Annotated in this window: 17 protein-coding genes; 3 read left to right on the top strand and 14 right to left on the bottom strand. The window is 59.4% G+C overall.

The window, feature by feature from the left end; all coding sequences use genetic code 11:
* Positions 1-7: 7 nt before the first annotated feature.
* The gene (locus BLP23_RS22620) at positions 8-2,251 is read left to right on the top strand and encodes a glycoside hydrolase family 2 protein (RefSeq protein ID WP_092587017.1); all 2,244 of its coding nucleotides are present in this window, start codon (positions 8-10) and stop codon (positions 2,249-2,251) included.
* A 6-nt stretch (positions 2,252-2,257) separates the two neighbouring features.
* Here the strand turns inward: BLP23_RS22620 and BLP23_RS22625 are convergent, their stop codons facing one another.
* From BLP23_RS22625 to BLP23_RS22645, 5 genes are all read right to left on the bottom strand, one after another.
* On the bottom strand, positions 2,258-3,373 hold the full coding sequence (locus BLP23_RS22625; protein WP_092587018.1) for an ABC transporter ATP-binding protein: 1,116 nt from the start codon (positions 3,371-3,373) through the stop codon (positions 2,258-2,260).
* 3 nt (positions 3,374-3,376) lie between these two features.
* Positions 3,377-4,324 (bottom strand): carbohydrate ABC transporter permease, encoded by a 948-nt coding sequence (locus BLP23_RS22630; RefSeq protein ID WP_092587019.1) that lies wholly within the window; start codon positions 4,322-4,324, stop codon positions 3,377-3,379.
* Positions 4,321-5,274 (bottom strand): carbohydrate ABC transporter permease, encoded by a 954-nt coding sequence (locus BLP23_RS22635; RefSeq protein WP_022715992.1) that lies wholly within the window; start codon positions 5,272-5,274, stop codon positions 4,321-4,323. Before BLP23_RS22635 ends, BLP23_RS22630 begins: the two co-directional genes overlap by 4 nt.
* Before the next feature lie 84 nt (positions 5,275-5,358).
* On the bottom strand, positions 5,359-6,615 hold the full coding sequence (locus BLP23_RS22640) for an ABC transporter substrate-binding protein (RefSeq protein WP_022715993.1): 1,257 nt from the start codon (positions 6,613-6,615) through the stop codon (positions 5,359-5,361).
* A 244-nt stretch (positions 6,616-6,859) separates the two neighbouring features.
* Positions 6,860-7,630, bottom strand: a complete 771-nt coding sequence (locus tag BLP23_RS22645) for an endonuclease/exonuclease/phosphatase family protein (RefSeq protein WP_092587020.1) — start codon at positions 7,628-7,630, stop codon at positions 6,860-6,862.
* 65 nt (positions 7,631-7,695) lie between these two features.
* Here BLP23_RS22645 and BLP23_RS22650 point away from each other — a divergent pair, with 65 nt between their 5' ends.
* Complete coding sequence (locus tag BLP23_RS22650) at positions 7,696-8,667, top strand: lysylphosphatidylglycerol synthase domain-containing protein (protein ID WP_092587021.1); 972 nt, start codon at positions 7,696-7,698, stop codon at positions 8,665-8,667.
* On the opposite strand, the gene BLP23_RS22655 is transcribed toward BLP23_RS22650, so the two are convergent.
* Positions 8,617-10,149, bottom strand: coding sequence for a phospholipase D-like domain-containing protein (locus BLP23_RS22655; protein WP_092587072.1), 1,533 nt, complete (start codon positions 10,147-10,149; stop codon positions 8,617-8,619). The genes BLP23_RS22650 and BLP23_RS22655 overlap by 51 nt on opposite strands.
* Before the next feature lie 188 nt (positions 10,150-10,337).
* Here BLP23_RS22655 and BLP23_RS22660 point away from each other — a divergent pair, with 188 nt between their 5' ends.
* Positions 10,338-11,102: a TIM barrel protein gene (locus BLP23_RS22660; RefSeq protein WP_092587022.1), complete on the top strand. Its 765-nt coding sequence runs from the start codon at positions 10,338-10,340 to the stop codon at positions 11,100-11,102.
* A 114-nt stretch (positions 11,103-11,216) separates the two neighbouring features.
* Here the strand turns inward: BLP23_RS22660 and BLP23_RS22665 are convergent, their stop codons facing one another.
* From BLP23_RS22665 to BLP23_RS22700, 8 genes are all read right to left on the bottom strand, one after another.
* Positions 11,217-12,941, bottom strand: coding sequence for an ABC transporter substrate-binding protein (locus BLP23_RS22665; RefSeq protein WP_092587023.1), 1,725 nt, complete (start codon positions 12,939-12,941; stop codon positions 11,217-11,219).
* Between the two features lie 78 nt (positions 12,942-13,019).
* Complete coding sequence (locus tag BLP23_RS22670; protein ID WP_027507881.1) at positions 13,020-13,301, bottom strand: DUF2160 domain-containing protein; 282 nt, start codon at positions 13,299-13,301, stop codon at positions 13,020-13,022.
* Positions 13,302-13,312: 11 nt separating this feature from the next.
* On the bottom strand, positions 13,313-14,140 hold the full coding sequence (locus tag BLP23_RS22675) for a carbohydrate ABC transporter permease (RefSeq protein WP_092587024.1): 828 nt from the start codon (positions 14,138-14,140) through the stop codon (positions 13,313-13,315).
* Between the two features lie 10 nt (positions 14,141-14,150).
* Entirely contained in the window at positions 14,151-15,017 is an 867-nt protein-coding gene (locus BLP23_RS22680) for a carbohydrate ABC transporter permease (RefSeq protein WP_022716001.1), read from the bottom strand.
* Between the two features lie 2 nt (positions 15,018-15,019).
* The gene (locus BLP23_RS22685; RefSeq protein WP_092587025.1) at positions 15,020-16,090 is read right to left on the bottom strand and encodes an ABC transporter ATP-binding protein; all 1,071 of its coding nucleotides are present in this window, start codon (positions 16,088-16,090) and stop codon (positions 15,020-15,022) included.
* Between the two features lie 9 nt (positions 16,091-16,099).
* The gene (locus tag BLP23_RS22690) at positions 16,100-17,179 is read right to left on the bottom strand and encodes an ABC transporter ATP-binding protein (RefSeq protein ID WP_092587026.1); all 1,080 of its coding nucleotides are present in this window, start codon (positions 17,177-17,179) and stop codon (positions 16,100-16,102) included.
* 42 nt (positions 17,180-17,221) lie between these two features.
* Positions 17,222-18,739 carry a glycerol-3-phosphate dehydrogenase gene (gene glpD, locus BLP23_RS22695; RefSeq protein WP_092587027.1) on the bottom strand — a complete coding sequence of 506 codons (1,518 nt, stop codon included), beginning with the start codon at positions 18,737-18,739 and terminating at the stop codon, positions 17,222-17,224.
* 204 nt (positions 18,740-18,943) lie between these two features.
* Positions 18,944-20,947: an aldo/keto reductase gene (locus BLP23_RS22700; protein WP_092587028.1), complete on the bottom strand. Its 2,004-nt coding sequence runs from the start codon at positions 20,945-20,947 to the stop codon at positions 18,944-18,946.
* Positions 20,948-20,959: the final 12 nt, after the last annotated feature.

Below are 20,959 nucleotides of genomic sequence, written 5' to 3' on the forward strand. Positions count from 1 at the left end.
GTCCGGGATGCGGTCCGTCGTCTCGTTCAATGAATCCTGGAGTTTCCACGAAGGCTTCGGCGAGCAGCTTCTCGACGCTTTCGACGGCACGACGAGCGTCAGCCTGCCACACACCGCCGTCGAGCTGCCCTTCAACTATTTCGACGAGAAGCTCTATCAGCGCGCCTTCACTTATCAGAAAGTCTTGCGCTGGCTGCCCGAATTCGAAGGCCGCGAAGTATCGATCGTCTTCGATGGCGCCATGGCCGATAGCGTCGTCTATCTGAATGGTGAAGAGATCACCGCTCATAAGGACGGCTACACGCCCTTCGAGGCCCGCCTCACCGGCAAGCTTGTTAAGGGCGACAACCTGATCACCGTGAAGATTGACGGCAGCGAGAATCCCGCAATCCCGCCCTTCGGCGGCCGCATCGATTACCTCACTTATTCCGGCATCTATCGCGATGCCTGGCTTAAAGTCACTGGCGCGGTCTCGATCCGCAACATCAAGATCGAAACCGCAAATGTACTCTCCGACGTCAAATCCGTTCGCGTCCGCTGCGATCTCGCCAACCCGCAAAATGCCGCGTTTCTTGGCACCGTTACGGCTTCGCTGAAGGACACATCCGGCACCGTCATCGCGACCGCGAGCGGCGATACGACGGGCGAAGACGTGACGCTTTCCTTCGAAGGCCTTACGGACATCTCGCTTTGGGACATTTCCAGCCCCGCGCGCTATGAAATCACCGTCGACCTGAAAACCAGCCACGGCTCGGATCGGCTGTCGTCGCATTTCGGCTTCCGCACCGCCGAGTTCACGCCGGATGGTTTTCTGCTCAACGGCAAGCCGCTGAAACTGCGCGGCCTGAACCGCCACCAGGCATTTCCTTATGTCGGCTACGCGGCCGGGCGCTCGGCGCAGGAGCGCGATGCCGATATCATGAAATCGGTGCTGAAGTGTAATATCGTCCGCACCTCGCACTATCCGCAGTCGAAATGGTTCCTGGACCAGTGCGACCGCATCGGTCTGCTGGTTTTCGAGGAGATCCCCGGCTGGCAGCATATCGGCGACCTGGAATGGCAGCGAGAGTCGATCCGCAACGTCCGCCGCATGATCGAACGCGACTGGAACCACCCGTCGATCGTCATATGGGGCGTGCGCATCAACGAATCGCAGGATAGCCACGACTTCTACGTCGAGACCAACCGGCTCGCTCGCGAGCTCGACCCGACCCGCAAGACCGGCGGCGTGCGCTACATCACGGAAAGCGAGTTGCTCGAAGACGTATACACGATGAACGATTTCATCCTCGGCAACGAGGAACTGCCCGGCGCCAATCGCCCACGCACGGCGCTTCGCAGCCAGCAGGAAAACACCGGTCTTGATCGAAAGGTGCCGTACCTCATCACCGAGTTCAATGGCCACATGCATCCGACCAAGATCTACGATCAGGAAGCGCGCCAGGCAGAGCATGTGCGTCGTCACCTTGAGGTGCTGAACGCCGCCTACGGCGATCCGGACATCGCCGGCGCGATCGGCTGGTGCATGTTCGACTACAACACCCATAAGGATTTCGGCTCCGGGGACCGCATCTGCTATCACGGTGTGCTCGACATGTTCCGCGAGCCGAAATTCGCCGCCTATGCCTATTCCAGCCAGTGCGATCCGTCTGACGAGATCGTCATGAAACCGGTGACCTTCTGGGCGCGTGGTGAGCGCAACATCGGCGGCGTTCTGCCTCTGATCATTCTTACGAACTGCGATGAGGTCGAGCTGAAATACGGCTCGATCACCAAGCGCATCGGTCCGGATCGTGAAAATTTCCCCCACCTACCCCACCCGCCCGTCGTGCTGGACCATCGGCATTTCACGGCCGATGAGCTTGGCACGTGGGGTTTTGAGTGGCTCGACGGCGAGTTTACGGGTTATATCGACAGCCAGCCCGTAGCCAGATTGCGACTTGCTGCCGATCCGCTGCCGACGACGCTCGACGTGGTGGCCGACAGCGGATCGCTGAAAGCCCGCGAGCGCGACACGACGCGCGTCATCATTCGCGCGCTGGACCAATATGGCCAGCGACTTCCCTTTCTGCATGATAGCGTGACACTGCGCGTCGATGGTCCGGCCAAGATCGTCGGCCCCACCGCTATTCCGCTACAGGGCGGCACGGCTGGTTTCTGGCTGGAAGCAACCGGCCTTACAGGTAACATTACCGTCGAGGCACTCTCGTCCCGCTTTGCGCCTGTCACCGTGCATGTAACGGCCGTCTGACAAATGCTATGCGATCCGGAGCTGGCTCTCGGGATCGAAGAACACCGCCTTGTCGAGATTGAAGGCAAGGCGCGTGCTCTGACCAGGCTGAATACCGGCATCGGCGCGTAGCCGCGCAATGACCGACTTGCCGCCAAGCTTCGTCACAGCGAAAGTGTCCGAGCCTGCGGGCTCGACCACCTCGATCGCACAGTCGCCTTCCGCCAGCGACTTTGCCTTGCGGTCGGCGCCATCCGGATCGGTCAGCGCTTCCGGGCGAATGCCGAAGATCACCTTCTTGCCGGCATAGGAGGCCAGGCTGTTGCTTGCGGCCGGAACCGGCAGCTTTAAGGCTTCCGCGTTCGGCCGGTCGAGTGAAACCTGCAGGCCGCCGGCGCTCCTTTCCAGCGTCGCGTTGAGGAGATTCATCGCCGGCGATCCCATGAAATCGGCAACGAAGATGTTGGACGGGCTATTGTAGATTTCGGCGGGTGTGCCGAACTGCTGCAGCACTCCATCCTTCAGTACGGCGATCTTGGTTGCCAGCGTCATCGCCTCGATCTGGTCGTGCGTGACATAGACGATCGTCGTTTTCATACGCTGATGAAGGCGCTTGATCTCGGTGCGCATATCGACGCGCAGCTTCGCATCAAGGTTCGACAGCGGCTCGTCGAAGAGGAAAACCTGCGGATTGCGAACCAGCGCGCGGCCCATCGCGACGCGCTGGCGCTGACCGCCCGAAAGCTGGCTTGGCTTGCGGTCGAGCAGATGGCCGATCTGCAGCATGTCGGCCACTTCCTTGATCGCCTTTGCACGCGCGTCCTTCGGCACGCCGCGAATCTCCATGCCGAAGGAAATGTTTCCCGCCACCGTCATGTTTGGATAGAGCGCGTAGGACTGGAACACCATGGCAATGTCGCGCTTGGAGGGATGGAGACCGTTGATGGTGCGGCCATCGATGCGAATATCGCCCGAGGTAATCGACTCCAGGCCGGCAATGGTGTTGAGCAACGTGGACTTGCCGCAGCCGGATGGACCGACCAGCACGAGGAAGCCGCCTTTTTCAAGCTCCAGATCGATCCCCTTGAGGATGTCGACGGCGCCGAAGCGCTTTTTAAGACCGGATATTTCAAGGAAAGCCATGGATTACCCTTTGACGGCGCCCGCCATCAGACCGCGCACGAAATAGCGGCCGGCGAGGACATAGACGATGAGCGTGGGCACGGCGGCGATCATCGCAGCGGCCATGTTGACATTATATTCGACCACACCGGTCGACGTATTCACCACATTGTTGAGCGCCACCGTCATCGGCATGGATTCACCGGTGCCGGCATAGGCGGAAGCGAACAGGAAGTCGTTCCAGATATTGGTGAATTGGTAGATCACCGTGACGACGATGATCGGCAGCGAATTTGGAAGCATGATGCGACGGAAAATCTGGAAGAAGCTGGCCCCGTCAACTTGCGCTGCCCTGACCAGTTCAGTCGGAAAGGCCTCGTAGAAATTGCGGAAGAACAGCGTTGTGAAGCCCAAGCCGTAAACGACGTGCACGAAGACCAGATTGACGGTCGGATTGCCGAAACCAAAGCTCATGCCCGTGGCGTTCTGCAGCGTGGCACCGAAGCGACCGAGTGCACCGAGGATCGTCGCCATCGGCAGCAGCACCGACTGGAACGGAATGAAGCAGGCAAATAGCATCAGCCCGAACACAAGCTTATCGCCGGGAAAGCGCCATTTGGTCAGCACATAGCCGTTGAGCGCGCCCATGATGGTGGAGATCGCAACGGCAGGAACGACCATCTTGATCGAATTCCAGAAATAGCCCTTGATGCCGGCGCAGGTCAGGCCGACGCAGGTCTCGCCCCAGGCCCGCAACCAAGGATCGAAGGTCGGCGACTGAGGCAACGCCAGCATGTTGCCGTTTTGGATCTCGTCCATGGTCTTGAACGAGGTGACCAGCATCACGAAGAGGGGCATCAGATAAAGGATCGCGAAGATCACCAGGAGGCCGTAGATGACGGTGCGAGTGATCCACCGGCGGCCATTGCCGCCTTGCGATATGGCAGCTGCTGAAGAGGCAACGGTACTCATCGCGCCTTCTCCCGAAGTTCGGAGTACAGATAGGGCACGATGATCGCCGAGATCGTCATCAGCATGATGATTGCGCTCGCCGAACCGACGGCCATTTCGTTTCGCTTGAAGGTGTATTCATACATGAAATTGGAAGGCAGCCAGGCCGAGCCACCGGGACCGCCGCTCGTCAACGCGACGACCAGGTCATAGGACTTGATCGCCATATGGGCGAGCACGATGAAAGCCGACAGGAAGACCGGCCGCAGCATCGGGATGACGATGCGCCTGTAGAGCTGAAAGGTCGTTGCCCCGTCGATCTGGGCGGCTTTCATGATCTCGCCGTCGATGCCACGCAGACCCGCGAGAAACATCGCCATGACGAAACCGGAAGCCTGCCAGACGCCGGCGATCACCACGGTGTAGATGACGAAATCCTTGTTCTTGATCCAATCGAAATGAAAGCTCGTCCAGCCCCATTGATGCAGTGTCTGCTCAAGGCCGAGGCCCGGATCAAGAAACCACTTCCAGGCAACGCCCGTGACAATGAAGGAAAGCGCCATCGGATAGAGGTAGATTGGCCGCAGCAACCCCTCGCCGCGGATCTTCTGGTCAAGCAGAATTGCCAGGAACAGGCCGAGCGCCAGACAGATTCCGACATAGAGAAAGCCGAAAATTCCCATATTGGTAATCGAGGTGTACCAGCTCGACGGCGGATCGGTCTCAAACGTCCAGCGCCATAGCCTTTGATAGGCGCGCGGTCCTGTCAGCACATAGGATGGGAATGTCTTGGAATTGGTGAAGGACAAATAGGCGGTCCAGACGATGAAACCATAAACAAAGATCACGGTGACGGCGAAACTCGGCGCCAGCACGATCTTCGGCAGGACATCCTGCAGGCGGGAGCGGATGGAATTGCCTATTTTGCGTTCCGACGTCAGGTTGATCTCGGGGGTCGCGACAGTGTTCATAAAATCGTCCCCTCCCAGGGCCGTATCTGTAGCAAAACGCCTCCCCCGCCTGCGCGGGGAAGGATCCTATTTGATCGATGTCAGTTACTTGGCGTCGTCGATTGCCTTGACGAGCTCTTCCACGGCCTGATCAGAGGTCTTGATCTGTCCATGAACGAACTTGGACACGACGTCCTTGTATGCATTGGCGACCGCTGGAGGAGCGCCATAGCCCTGAGCCAGCGAGCCGAACAGCGTGCCGCCTTCATTGGCCGCCTTGAGGTCGGCAATACCCTTCTTGCCGCAAGCATCGAAGTCGGTATCAGGAACGTCGGTGCGCGCAGGCACCGAGCCCTTGACGACGTTGAAGGCCGACTGGAAGCTCTTGGAGAGCGTGGCCGTGGCAAGCGCGACCTGCGCGGCCTTGCGGTCATCCGGCACATTGAACATGCCGAACATATCGGAGTTGTAAATCACGCTGCCGTCCGTACCCGGGAACCGGTAGCAAAGGAAATCGGTATCCGGCGTCTTCTTCGCCGCCACGAATTCGCCCTTGGCCCAATCGCCCATGACCTGAACAAGTGCATCGCCCTTAATTACCATGGCGGTCGCCAGGTTCCAGTCACGGCCGGAGAAGTTCGGGTCGACATATTCCTTGATCTTGGCAAGGTTGTCGAAGGACTTCTTCATCGTGTCTGATTTCAACGACTCTTCGTCGAGGTCGTTGAACGCCTTCTTGTAGAATTCCGGCCCGCCAGTGGAGAGCACGATGGAATCGAACATCGTCGCTTCCTGCCAGTTCTGACCTCCAAGCGCCAGTGGAATGACGCCTGCAGCCTTGGCCTTTTCGAGCAGTGCGATCAAGTCGTCGAAGGTCTTCGGCTCCGTGCCGCCGATCTTTTCCATGACGGCCTTGTTGATCCAAAGCCAGTTGACCGAGTGCACGTTGACTGGAGCAGCAACCCATTTGCCGTCATAGACGGAGAATTTCTGAAGAGCCGCGGGCACAGATTTGTCCCACCCTTCCTTCGTCGCGGTCTCGGTGAGATCGCCCATGACACCTGCCTGCGCGTAGTCAAGCACCGTATAGCCGAGCATCTGCGAGGCGGTCGGATAGGTACCGGCAGCAACCATGGCCTTGAGCGCCGTCATGGCAGCATCGCCGCCACCGCCGGCCACCGGCACGTCCTTCCAAGCAAAACCTTCCTTGGAGAGGTCTTCCTTCAGCACGTTGAGCGCCGCAGCTTCACCGCCGGACGTCCACCAGTGCAACATCTGGACTTCCTTCACGTCGGCCGCGTAGGCCGCAGTACCTGCCATCATCACGGCAGCAACGGCTGCCGAGCCCAAAAACTTGCGCATGATATTCCTCCCGTTCGCAAGTAAAGCGGCGAGACCCTCCTCGTCCGCCGATGTCTCCCGCAGTCGAAGCGGCAAACATGCCCCGCAACTCTCCCAGTCACGGTTGATAATTTAAAGCGTTATAAAACGAGCGGCGTCAAGTCTTTCTCGACTCGTGAGAAAAATCAGCCTTTACTGTATAAATTATTGAAAATATTTAACTTCGGCAGCCGCTTCCAGTGACCGCTTAGAACGAGATTTCCTTTCACGTGATTGCCGCACCCGGTAATATGGTAGCCAGCAGCGGCAGATGATCCGAGGCCCGGCGCACGAACGGTGTCGCGGTGACCGTCGCAGATGTCACGCCAATCCCGTCCGATACGAAAATATGGTCGATCCGCAGGATCGGCAGCCGGGAAGGATAGGTCGGGCGGGGACGCCGCGCGGCAAGCAGCTGCGTATCGCGGAAATGCCGCGCCAGCATTTTGTAAGCCGGCGATGACGGGACCGCATTGAGATCGCCGCAGATGATCGCGGGAGCCGCTTGGAATTTCTGGCTTCCAATCCATTCCCTGCCGAGTAGCGTCGTCACCTGCCGCATCCGATCGATGCCGCGCAGGCCAAGATGCGTGTTCAGCAAGTTCAGATGAATTCCCGCCAGTTCGATCTGCACCCATATCGCGCCCCGCATCTCGCCTACAGAGGGCAACGGCCCGGCTTTCATCAACCGGGTCGGCATGGCTGTCAGGATGGCATCGCCGTACTGCTCCTCCTCGACATGCAGCGCCGGATGAAAGTGGGCCTGCATCTTCAAGAGCGAAGCGATCGCATGTGCCTGGTCGATGCCGCCCGTACGCTTGCGGCCGACATCAAGTTCCTGAAGTGCAATGATGTCCGCGCCGGTTTGCGCGATCACATCGGCGATACGCGCTGGTTCGATCCGCCGGTCGGTGCCGATGCAGCTATGCACATTGTAGGTCAGGATTTTCAGCTCGCCGCCGGTTGATTGCGGCGGAACGGGAGAGAATGTGCTCATCCCGGGGGAACTAGCTTTCAGCCCGTTTCGTTCCATCTGCGGAACTCCAACCAAATGGGGCATTTATGTCCATCAAACGCGTGATTATCAATCTGGCGCTCGTTCTCGGCCTGATGCTTGCGGCCTTTCTTCTCTACAGGGTCTTCAGCCGTTACACCTTGAGCGACGTCTTGGAATCGATCGGCACGATACCGGGAGCCCGCATTCTCGGGGGCCTCGGCTTTGCGGCCGCCTCCTACCTCTGCCTGACCGGCTTCGACTGGCTGGCGCTGCGCTACGCCGGCAAGCCGCTGAGCTATCCGAGGGCGGCCATTGCCTCGTTCACCAGCCTCTCCATCGGCCATAATCTTGGCTTTGCAGCGTTGAGCAGCGGCGCTGTGCGCTACCGCTTCTATTCACGCTGGGGCTTGAATGCCGAGGAGGTTGCAAAGGTCATCCTGTTTTGCGGCGTGACCGTGGGCATCGGCCTTTCGGCCCTTGCGGGCATCGCCCTGCTCATCAATCCGCACGATGCCGCAAATCTCCTGAAACTCGGCCCGGCCAGTCTGTTCGCCCTCGGCTGCGCCTGTCTCGGCCTGCCAGCAGTCTATGTCATTCTGTCCGCCATCGTCCGCGCGCCGCTGCATATTTGGAAATGGTCTTTCGAAATGCCTCGCCCGAAGCTTGCATTGGGCCAGGTCATCATCGGCACGGTGAACTTCACCTTCGTCGCGGCCTGCCTGCATCAGATGCTAGCCGTCCAAGGCCAGGCGAGCTACGTGCAAACGGCCACGGCATACGTGCTCGCCAATATCGCTGTCCTCGTTACGCACGTGCCTGGCGGTCTTGGCGTCATCGAGGCCACGGTCAGCTATGTCCTGCCCGGCGCCGCCTCGATAGGGGCGCTGGTGGCCTTCAGGGTGATTTATTTTCTGATTCCGCTGTTGATCGGCCTGCCGATCTTCGCAATCAGCGAAGTCGCCATTCCGAAGCCAAAGCAGCTACCGTCAGAAGATCGCTCTCAGAAGCCGGCTCATGCGCAGACGCAGCTTCTGTAGCGGCCGGTACGGTCGCCGGGGGTCCACGAAAGCAGTACCGATCATCGGAGATGTCTCGCCTCGCGCAATATCGATCGCAAAGTGGCGAAGGCCGCGCTTGCGGATGTTGAGCGCCTCTATGGCATTGAGCAAGGACCGCTTCGCCGTCTCCGTGCCTTTGACAGCTTCGCTCGTCGCATCGAGATGCTCGGCGATCAGCCGGTGGCGAAGCGACGTTATCGCCCGCCGGTGAGCAGCACTTTCCGCCTCGATCGCCAGGTCGCATTCCGTATCGAGCCCCTCCGAACGATTGTTGAGATTCGAAGAGCCGATGCGAATAAAACGGTCGTCGACGATGATAAGCTTCGAATGGATGACAACCTCCTGCTCGCCGCCCTTCCCGTCCGGGACGACCGGGTACATCACGCGCAGCCGGTCATAGCGATCGATGCGCTTCAGCCTGCGGATCAGCCGGTCGCGGTTGTGGCCCATTGCCAGCTTTTCGATCAGTCCGTGCGAACTCTTCGTCACCAGAACGGCAATCTCCGGGCCATCGGCCTCCTTGAGGCGTTTCGCGATGACCCGAGCCACGCCGAAGGAGGCAAGATACTGGGTTTCGATATAGATGTATTTCCTTGCCGCATTTATGGCATCGCGCGTCAGCCGAAAGGCTTCAAACCGCCCGCGTTTGCCGATCCATCCCGGCTCGGTGAGTGCAATGGCCGCCGTCACATTCTCCATTTCCGGCGGGAGCGTATGCGGCCATGACGCGCCGCCCTGCGGAGCTACTTCGATCAGCTTGCCGGTCGCCTGCTTCCACCGTCGCCGGCACACGTCGCCGATCAGCCGCGCAGCGCTGCCTGAGACCATCGACTGCATATCATGCACAGGATCGTATGGCACACCGTCCGGAGCATTTCGAAGCGGATTGTCGGCCCGATGATCAGGCTCATCCCAGCGCCGGGCGGTCAAATCTACACCGCCGAGGAAACCGATGCTGTCGTCGATGGAAACCAGTTTCTGATGGTGGCAGCCACGCAGAGGATGGCGCAGATCGAAACGCAGGCTGATCTGCGGATGTGTGGAGAAGCCGTTTTCCTTGAAAAGCTTCAAGGATTTTCCGGAGTAGACCGGCCCCATGCCCCAGATCAATATCCGGATCTGCAGCCATGGATTTTCATCTGCTAGCGCCAGCAGAAGTTCGCCCAGCGTTTCCGAGCTTTGATGTGGCCTCAGCCGGATATCGGGATTGAAATCCCAGCCGATGATCCAGATCGAATGTCTTGCCTGTCGCAGAACCTCATCAAGCGCTGCGAAATAGGCAGCACCGTCAACCAGAAAAGCTGCCTTATCCGCTTTGCCAGTTCGCCAGACGTTTCGTCCGTTGCGAATAATGCCGCCCGGAATGACCGAAAGAGCGGTGCGGCGGCGCGCGACCGTCGTGATATAATCAATTGCTTTTGTGGTCTTACGGCTATCGGAAACGGCTCGAAAATCGGTCATTCGTTGTCCAGCGCCCTTGAATATTGCGCACTGGAAACGCCCCAAATACGCGGCTTGTTCCAGGATGGAGAAAAAGTACCGGTTGTTTGTCGTGATGCCGCCGCAATCTGCTCGACCGATGAATGTCGTGATATCCGCATTTGCTGCAGGCATTTGACGCGCTGCTAGGGCACCAGGGAGGAACCATCATGCGCCAATACTCAGCCTGCATCGAATGGCTGTTCGCCGAACCCGGTGATCGTTTCGAAGACCGCATCTACCGCGCCAGGAAGGCAGGGTTGCGGGCAATCGAGTTCTGGCGTTGGACGGACAAGGATCTCGGCGCGATTTCCGCTGCCCTCAGGCAGACCGGCCTCGCCGTATCCAGCATCGTGACAGAGCCGATGATTCCGTTGACAGATGCCACCAACAAGCAAATGTGGCTGGAAGGACTGGCCGCTTCGGTAAAGGTCGCCCAGAGGCTCGCCGCTCCTATCCTCATTGCACAGGCAGGTGACGATCTCCCCGGCCGCTCGCGGCAGGAGCAGCGCCTTGCTCTGACGACTGCGCTACGCGCCGGCGCCGATGTCCTGAAGGGCACGGGCGTGCGCCTCGGCGTCGAGCCACTGAACACCCGCATCGACCATATCGGTTATTTCCTGGAATCCACCCGCGAAGGCCTCGACATCGCTGACGAGATCGATCGCCCCGAAATCGGAATCGTCTACGATGTCTACCATTCGGCGGTAATGGATGAGCGAACGGAGGATGTAATCGGTGACCGGATTTCGCGCGTGTTTCATGTACACGTCGCAGACCACCCCGGTCGCAACGAACCCGGCTCCGGCCGCGTCGATCTGGCGCACCGCCTCGACTGGCTGTTTGAGAGAGGATACGCAGGAAGTGTTGGACTGGAGTACAGGCCGCTTACGCAAGGCGTTGCGGCGGTCAGAAATGCGATTGGCGTGCTTTGAAAGAGATCCGCTTGCAAGCTGCCGTGACGCCGCGCATATCGGAAGCATATGGGTCGCGGAGCTATTGCAAAGCGGGCCGGAAGCCTCGTTACTTCCGACCCGCCTCGATGACGATCAGTTCGACTGCCAGCTCTTGACCAGTTCGTCGTAATTGACCGTTACCGGCTTCTCTTTCTCGTTCTCGACCTTCAATTGCGGAGCGAGGTTGCCCTTTGCGACGGCATCCTTGTTCCAGTATTCGAGATCTTGCTCCTCAGCGAGCTTCGGTCCGACGTCACCCTGAACACCTGCGCGTTCCAGGCGCTGCAGTACCTTTTCCTGCTCGGCGCAAAGCGAATCCATGGCTTCCTGCGCGGTCTTTGCTCCCGACGACGCATCGCCGATCGCCTGCCACCAAAGCTGTGCCAGCTTCGGATAGTCCGGAACGTTCGTACCGGTCGGCGACCACTGCACGCGGGCCGGCGAGCGGTAGAACTCGACCAAACCGCCGAGCTTCGGAGCGCGTTCGGTGAAGCTCTTGTCACGAATGGTGGACTCGCGAATGAACGTCAGCCCGACGTGGCTCTTCTTCACGTCGACCGTCTTCGACGTGACGAACTGAGCATAGAGCCAGGCGGCCTTGGCTCGATCGTCGGGGGTCGACTTCATCAGCGTCCAAGAGCCGGCATCCTGGTACCCGAGCTTCATGCCGTCCTTCCAGTAGACGCCGTGCGGCGACGGGGCGAAGCGCCACTTCGGCGTGCCGTCCTCGTTCACGACCGGCAGCCCCTGCTTCACGAAGTCGGCGGTGAAGGCCGTGTATGTAAACATCTGCTGGGCGATCTCACCCTGCGACGGAACCGGGCCAGATTCGGAGAAGGTCATGCCCTGGGCTGCCGCCGGAGCGTAGGCCTTCATCCAATCCAGATACTTCTGGATCGAATAGACGGCTGCAGGACCGTTGGTGTCGCCGCCGCGTGCGACGCAAGAGCCGACTGGACGCGAGTTCTCGTCTACCTTGATGCCCCATTCGTCAACCGGCTTACCATTCGGAATGCCTTTGTCGCCGTTGCCAGCCATGGAGAGCCAGGCGTCGGTGAAGCGCCAGCCGAGCGACGGATCCTTCTTGCCGTAGTCCATGTGGCCATAGACCTTCTTACCACCGACCTCACGTCCGGTGAAGAATTCAGCGATGTCCTCATAGGCCGACCAGTTGACCGGCACGCCGAGGTCGTAGCCGTACTTCGCCTTGAAGTCGGCCTTGTTTTTCTCGTCGTTGAACCAGTCGTAGCGGAACCAGTAGAGGTTCGCGAACTGCTGGTCGGGCAGCTGATAGAGCTTGCCGTCCGGCGCCGTCGTGAAGGACTTGCCGATGAAGTCGTCGATGTCGAGGTTGGGATTGGTGACGTCCTTCCCCTCGTTCGCCATGAAGTCGGTCAGACTGCGTGCCTGCTGATAGCGCCAGTGCGTACCGATGAGGTCCGAGTCATTGATGTAGGCGTCGTAGATGTTTTCGCCTGACTGCATCTGCGTCTGCAGTTTTTCAACGACGTCGCCTTCGCCGATCAGATCATGGGCGATCTTGATGCCGGTGATCGCGGTAAAGGCTGGTGCCAGCACCTTCGATTCATATTCGTGCGTGGTGATCGTTTCGGAGACAACCTTGATGTCCATGCCGGCGAAAGGCTTTGCCGCATCGACGAACCACTGCATTTCCTTTTCCTGGTCCGCACGGGAAAGCGTCGAGAGATCGCCGACTTCCTTGTCCAGAAAGGCTTTCGCCTCATCCATGCCGGCATAGGCGGAACCCGCCATGGCCAGCAAGATGCCTGCTGTTGTCGCTAGTAAATGCCGTCGCATAATATCCTCCCAGGGTTTGCGATTGCAGTCTTCACGTTTCAGGCGGCCAGTCCCCCGGCCATCTGTATTACCCTGCCGTCACACGTAGCGGAACACGCCGATGGCGTAGACTACGGCGAGGGCAAGTGCCCACCATAGGTTGGGCCCGACAAGGCCCAGCCATGCGAGATGAATGAATGCTGCACCGAGCAGCGAAATGAAAAGCCGGTCCCCGCGCGTCGTTTCGAAACGCAGCACGCCGACCCGCGGCGAGCCCCCCGGCGCGAAATACTCCCACACGCTCATGCCGATCAGCAGCACGAGGATCGTCAGGAAGAACAGTGCCGTGGGCAGCGTCCACGCCATCCAGGAAAAGTTCATATCGATCTCCCTCAAACGCGTCCAAGAGCAAAGCCCTTGGCGATGTAGTTCCTGACGAAATAAATGACGAGCGCGCCCGGCACGATCGTCAGCACGCCGGCAGCAGCCAGTACACCCCAATCCATGCCGGCCGCCGAAACGGTGCGCGTCATGATCGCCGAGATCGGCTTTGCAGCCGTGGTCGTCAGCGTACGGGCAAGCAGCAGTTCGACCCACGAAAACATGAAGCAGAAGAAGGCTGCGACGCCGATACCGCTTGCGATCAACGGCATGAAGATCTTCACGAAGAAGCGCGGGAACGAATAGCCGTCGATATACGCAGTCTCGTCGATTTCCTTCGGCACACCCGACATGAAGCCTTCCAGGATCCACACGGCCAACGGCACGTTGAAAAGGCAATGCGCCAGAGCAACGGCAACATGCGTGTCGATGAGGCCGAACGCCGAATAGAGCTGGAAGAAAGGAAGTGCGAAGACGGCCGGCGGTGCCATCCTGTTCGTCAGCAGCCAGAAGAACAGGTGTTTGTCGCCGAGAAACCGGTAGCGCGAGAAAGCGTAGGCCGCCGGCAGCGCCGCAAGCACCGAGATCACCGTATTCATCCCGACGTAGATGATGGAATTGATATAGCCATTGTACCAGGAGGGATCGGTGAAGATCACCCTGTAGTTCCTGAGTGTCGGATTCTGCGGCCAGAGCGAGAAGGCGCCAGTGATCTCGGCATTCTCCTTGAAGCTCATATTGATCAGCCAATAGATCGGCAGCAGGAGAAAGACGATATAGATCGTCGAGACGACCCAGGAGAAGTTGCCGGCGGGTTTGTATTTCATCGTGGTTTCCATGACCCTCTCCTCATGAATTCGCGTCGCTGCTGGTCATGACTGTGTAGAATATCCACGAGAGCAGCAGGATGATCAGGAAGTAGACGATCGACATGGCGGCTGCGGGCCCGAGGTCGAACTGGCCGACCGCCATCTTCACGAGATCGATGGAAAGGAATGTCGTGGAATTGCCCGGTCCGCCGCCGGTGACAACGAACGGTTCCGTATAGATCATGAAGCTGTCCATGAAACGCAGGAGCACCGCAATCAGCAGAACGCGCTTCATCTTCGGCAACTGGATATAGCGGAAGACGGACCAACGCGAAGCGCCGTCTATCTTCGCAGCTTGATAGTACGCCTCCGGGATCGAAACGAGACCGGCATAGCACAGCAGCACGACAAGGCTCGTCCAATGCCAGACATCCATGATGATGATCGTGATCCACGCATCGATAGGGTCGCGGACATAGTTGTAGTCGAGCCCCATCGCTTCCAGGCTGTGGCCGAGCAGGCCGATATCAACACGGCCGAAGACCTGCCAGATCGTGCCGACCACATTCCACGGGATGAGGAGGGGAAGTGCCATCAGCACGAGGCAGACGGGAACGCCAATGCCTTTTTTGGGCATGTTGAGCGCGATGAAGATGCCAAGCGGGATTTCAAGCGCCAGAATGATGAAGGAGAATAGCAGGTTTCGCTGCAGGGCCTCCCAGAAGCGGTCGGAATGAAGGATGTCGTCGAACCAGTCGGTGCCGGCCCAAAAGAACTCGTTGTTGCCGAAGGTGTCCTGAACGGAGTAATTCACGACCGTCATCAGCGGAATGGCCGCCGAAAACGCGACGAGCAGCAATACCGGCAGGACGAGAAACCAGGCCTTGTTGTTCCAGGTCTTTTCCATGATCAACCCTCCCTTCCGACCCGCCACGAACCGGCGTAGATGCTGATCGCATCCGGATCGAAGCTGACGCGCGCATCCGCTGGAATTTCCACATCTTCCGGCACGACGATGGCGATCGGCTGATCTGCAAACCGCGCGCGAACGATTTTTTGCCTGCCGATATCCTCGACCTTCGAAATCGAGACGGGCATGCCTTCGCGGCCGAGGCGGATGAATTCGGGACGGATGCCAAGTTCGATCTTGGCCGCACCATTCGTTTTCGGCGCGTAGCCGAGATTGATCGTCTCACTGCCAACCTTGACGGTATTGCCGGCAACTTCCGCCGGCATGACATTCATCCCCGGCGAGCCAATGAAATAACCTACAAAGGTGTGGCTCGGGCGTTCGAACAGTTCCGCGGGCGTGCCGATCTGCACGATTTCTCCCTCATACATGACAACGACCTTCTCGGCGAAGGTCAGCGCCTCCGTCTGGTCGTGGGTCACATAGACCATCGTGAAACCGAACTGCTTGTGCAGCCGCTTCAGCTGCGACCGCAGCACCCATTTCATATGCGGATCGATAACGGTCAGCGGTTCATCGAAGAGAATCGCGTTGACGTCGTTTCGCACCAGACCGCGGCCAAGTGAAATTTTTTGTTTCTGATCGGCCGTAAGCCGCTGCGCCTTGCGCTTGGCCCAGTCCGCAAGATCAATCATCTCGAGAATTTCGCGAACGCGCCGATCGACGTCGGCCTCCGAGACACCCCGGTTGCGAAGCGGAAAAGCGAGATTGTCGTAGACCGTCATCGTGTCGTAGATGACGGGGAATTGGAAAACCTGCGCGATGTTGCGGGCTTGCGTCGACAGCATGGTTACGTCCTGGCCGCCGAACAGGATGCGCCCGTGCGAAGGCTGAAGCAGACCGGAGATGATGTTGAGAAGCGTTGTCTTTCCGCATCCTGACGGACCAAGAAGCGCATATGCGCCGCCGTCGGTCCACTCATGATCGACTTCCTTCAGGGCATAGTCCTTGTCCGTCTTCGGATTGGGTCCGTAGGCGTGGCGGATATGGTCGAGCGTGATCCGTGCCATTCTGTCCCCCTATGCCGCTAGCTGCGTGGCAGCGATGGCGCGGCCATTGTCGCCGAACGCCATCAGGTGACGCGTGTCCAGGAACACGTCGACATCCGTATCCGGCTCGATATCATGAATGCCGTGCGCCAGCATAACCCAGCGCACCCCTTGGTAATCCAGATGCACGAAGCTCTCGGAGCCGGTGATTTCGGAAATCTGCGTTCTGGCGCGAAGCTTGGGCGCACCAGCGGTCTGTGGTTCCAGGGCAAGATGATGCGGATGAAACGCGATGGTGATCGGACCGTCCGCGATTGCCGCAAGATGTGCCGGCACCGGAATACCGATTAGGCCACTATGCTGAAAGCTCGCGCCTGCTTTCGAAACCGAAATGAAATTCAGCGGTGGGTCCGCAAAGGTCTTGGCCGTCACCAGATCGGCGGGCCGGCGATAGACGGAAATGGTCGGACCGAATTGCGTCACGCTTCCCTGATTGAGGGTCGCGGTATTGCCGCCGAGCAGCAAGGCTTCCGAAGGTTCTGTCGTCGCATAGACGAAAATCGCGCCCGACTGGGAAAATATTCTCGGCAGTTCCTGGCGCAGTTCCTCGCGCAGCTTGTAGTCGAGATTGGCAAGCGGTTCGTCGAGAAGCACCAGCCCTGCATTCTTGACAAGGGCGCGCGCAAGCGCGGTCCGCTGCTGCTGCCCGCCCGACAGGTTGAGCGGAGTACGCTCGAGATAAGGTGTTAGCTTCAGGAGCTCTGCCGCCTTGCGCACTTCCACATCGATCGCCTTCGCGTCACGGCCAGCGATCCTGAGCGGCGAGGCGATATTCTCATAGACGGACAATGCGGGATAATTGATGAATTGCTGGTAGACCATCGCGACTTTTCGCTTCTGCACCGGCACGCCGGTCACATCGGCGCCATCGAAATGGATGGAGCCGCTGGTTGGACGGTCAAGTCCAGCCATGAGGCGCATCAACGACGTCTTGCCGGAGAGCGTCGGTCCCAGCAGGACGTTCAGCGTACCCCGTTCGAGTATCAGATCGGTCGGGTGAATATGATATTCACCACCTACCATCTTAGCGGCATTCCGCAATTCAAGCATTCCGGTTCCCGTGCCTCCTCACGACGGGGACGACATGGCGCTTCATCCCGCAAGCTGCGCAGGGATCGCGGCCATGTACTCCTCCAATTTCTGTACTTCATCCATTTGCAGATATAGCCCGTTCTTGGTCCTTCGCCACAGGATGTCTTGAGCGGTGACGGCCCATTCGTTTTGGACGAGATAGCGGACTTCGGCCTCGTAGAGATCGGAACCGAAGCAGTGGCCGAGATCGGCGATAGATTTAGCCTCTGCGAGCAGAATTGCGGCGCGCGTGCCGTAGCGGCGCACGAGCCGGCGGGCATGGGCCTCGGCAAGGAACGGATAGTCCGCTTTCAGCTTGCTCACCTCGGCCGCATAGCCCTTGACCGGGAAGTCGCCGCCCGGCAGATGGCTCCTCGCCGTCCACGGGCCGCCCTTCTTGCCGATCGCCTCGCCGATCTTTTCCAGCGCATGCTCCGACAGCCGCCGGTAGGTGGTCAGCTTGCCGCCGAAGACATTGAGCAGCGGCGCCTCGCCACCTTTGCCTTCGAGCTGCAGTACATAGTCGCGCGTCGCCTCCTGTGCCTTCGAGGCGCCGTCGTCATAGAGCGGCCGCACCGCCGAATAGCTCCAGACGATGTCGTCCGGGGTCACCGGCTCGTTGAAATATTCGCTGGCGGCGGCGCAGAGATAGCCGGTCTCCTCCGCAGAGATGCGCACGTCCTTGGGATCGCCGCTATAGTCGCGGTCGGTGGTGCCGATCAGCGTGAAGTCGTCCTCGTAGGGGATGGCGAAGATGATGCGGTTGTCGGGGTTCTGGAAGAAATAGGCGCGCGGCCCCTCGAATTTCTTCTTGACGACGATGTGGCTGCCCTGCACCAACCGCACATGGCGGGCCTCGGTCTCGCCAAGGGCTGCACGCAGCACCTGGTCGACCCAGGGGCCGGCGGCATTGACCAGCATGCGGGCCCGATGCCGGCGCCTTTCGCCGGTCAGCATATCGCAGCTGTCGATTTCCCACAGGCCGTTCTCGCGGCGCGCCGCCACCACCTTGGTGCGCGGCATGATCAGCGCACCGCGGTCGGCGGCATCGCGGGCGTTGAGCACCACCAGGCGGGCATCGTCGACCCAGCCGTCGGAATATTCGAAGGCCTTGGCAAACACCGGCTTCAGCGGCCGGCCGGCCGGATCGCGGCGCAGGTTCAGCACCGCGGTCGGCGGCAAAAGTCTGCGGCCGCCAAGATGGTCGTAGAAAAACAACCCCAGCCTGATCAGCCAGGCCGGCCGGATGCCGCCCTTGTGATAGGGCAGCACGAAGCGCAGCGGCCAGATGATGTGCGGCGCCATCGCCCACAGCATCTCGCGCTCCATCAGCGATTCGCGCACCAGCCGGAACTCGTAATGCTCCAGATAGCGCAAGCCCCCATGGATCAGCTTCGTCGCTCCGGACGACGTGCCCGAGGCAAAGTCGCCCATCTCGGCCAGCGCCACCGAATAGCCGCGTCCAACAGCATCCCGGCAAATGCCGCAGCCGTTGATCCCGCCGCCAATCACGAAAAGGTCGTGCTGTGTTTGGCCCACTTTACCCCTCCCCGTGCGCCGTCATCGATTTGCGCAACAGGACAAATCGAAACTTTTTGAAGTAAAAACGAAAACCATTCGCGTGTCAAACGAATGTTTCTCGCATCAAGGGAGGATAAGAAAAAACCGCCACCCGATCGGGTGGCGGCGCACTATGAAGCGGATGAAAGTGTAGGAAAACCCGGCATGAACCAGGCTGATTTCCTAGCCTTCCAGCCACTTTACCTGTTCGGCAGTAAGCTCGATGTCGAGGGCCGAAAGACTATCTTCCAGTTCGGCGATCGTGCGCGGGCCGATCAGCGGAATGACTGGGAACGGCTGGGCGATCACATAGGCGAGCGCGACATGGATCGGGTTTCGGCCGAGCTTATTTGCCAGTTCATTCGCGCGATCACGGCGTGCGAAATTGCGATCGGAATACCAGCAGCGGACGATTTCCTCATCGTCGTGCTTGTCGCGTCCCGCCCGGTCGGTGAAGAAGCCGCGGCCCTGGCTGGACCATGCGAAGTTCGGAATCTGCTTTTCGTTCAGCCATTTCTTCCATTCGTCGTCCGAGGCTGCGACGCATCCAGCCCAGATCGGATCGAGCATTTCGGCCAGCGAAAAGTTATTGGAAAGCGCCGCAGGCGCTTTCTTGCCGGCCTTTGCCGCATAGGCCATTGCCTCGTCCATCCGCTCACGGGTCCAGTTCGAGCCGCCAAAAATCCCGCGGATGCGACCGCGATTGACTTCGGCATCCATGGCATCGACGAACTCTCCTACCGGAATACCGGTATTGTCCCGATGCATGAAGTAGATATCGACATAGTCCGTCTTCAACCGCTCGAGCGACTGATCGAGTTGCTTGGCGATCATGTCCGGGTAGCACAGCGGCGAATGCACCCCCTTGCCGATCAGCACGATGTCGTCACGCGGAACGTTGCGGCTCGTGTGCCAGTCGCCGAAAATACTCTCTGTCTTGCCGCTTCCGTAAACATAGGCCGTGTCGAAGACGTTGCCGCCCGCCTCGTAGAAGGCATCGAGTGTCAGCGAGGCGGCCGCAAAGTTCGGGAAGAATTCGAATCCAAGCGTTACAACGGAGGCCGGTTTAGAGATGCCTGGTATCTGGCGCTGCGGAATGCTGCTGCCAGGCCGGACTGCTCCGCCCGCAATATTCGTGGTTCGCTTTGATGCCGTCTCGACACCATATTCGAGGCCGACAGAGGCCCGCCATTTGTCGAGAACGCGAAGGTTGCCAGTCGAATCGGCCCAACTCATGCCCGGCGAAGCAAATTCCGCCTCGCCGGCGCGGATTGCATCTCCAGCCGCATCGACTTCGAAGGAATAGAGCCAACGGTCTTCCTTGATCTCGATCGTTTCCTGCTCGGCTCCCTTGAAAATCTCGATCGTTCCGATGCCGCCCTTGTGACCTGAGGCGAACCAGAAATCCTTGACCTCGATGCGGCCTTCGGAGCCGTTGACGCGAAGCGTATTGTCCTGCTGGGCCATGATGGAGCAGGAGACTTCGGCAATGATGCCGTTTTGGAATTTCAAGACGGCGGAGGCCCATTCGTCTACGCCGGACTGTCCGAGGTGCGCTACGCCAAAAACCTTCTCCGGGTCGAGGAAAGGCTTGTTTTCAACCGCACCGGCGATCAGCCGCGCCATCGAGACCGGGTAGCCACCGACATCCAGAATGCCGCCGCCCGCCGTATCGTTGGCGAATAGCCGATGATCGGGCTTGAAGCCGCCCATGTTGAAGCCGAAGCTTGAGCGAATGATGCGCACCGTGCCGATCACGCCGCTTTTCACCAGTTCGACGATCTTCGCCGTCTGAGGATGCAGGCGGTACATGAAGCCCTCGCCTGCAAAGACACCGGCCTTCCTCGCTTCATGGTAGATCGCATCCGCATCGAAGGCCGAAAGCGCAATCGGCTTTTCCACCAGCACATGCTTGCCAGCGCGAATCGCCTTGATCGCCCACTCGGCATGGCCGGTATGTGGGGTGGCTATGTAGACGGCGTCGATCTCCGGATCGGCCAGCAGCCCGTCGTAGCCTTTAACGATGCGGGCGCCGGGAAAACCATCGCCAAGGCCGGGCTTTTCCGGGTTGCGGCTCGCCACCCCCACCAGTTTGCCCGTACGCGAATGGGCAATGCCGTCTGCAAAGGTGCGGGCGATCGTGCCGGGGCCGATGATGCCCCAGCGGACAGGTTGCTCTGAACTCATGACTATTCCTCT

This window comes from Rhizobium mongolense subsp. loessense (assembly GCF_900099775.1).
Classification (GTDB): Bacteria; Pseudomonadota; Alphaproteobacteria; order Rhizobiales; family Rhizobiaceae; genus Rhizobium; species Rhizobium loessense.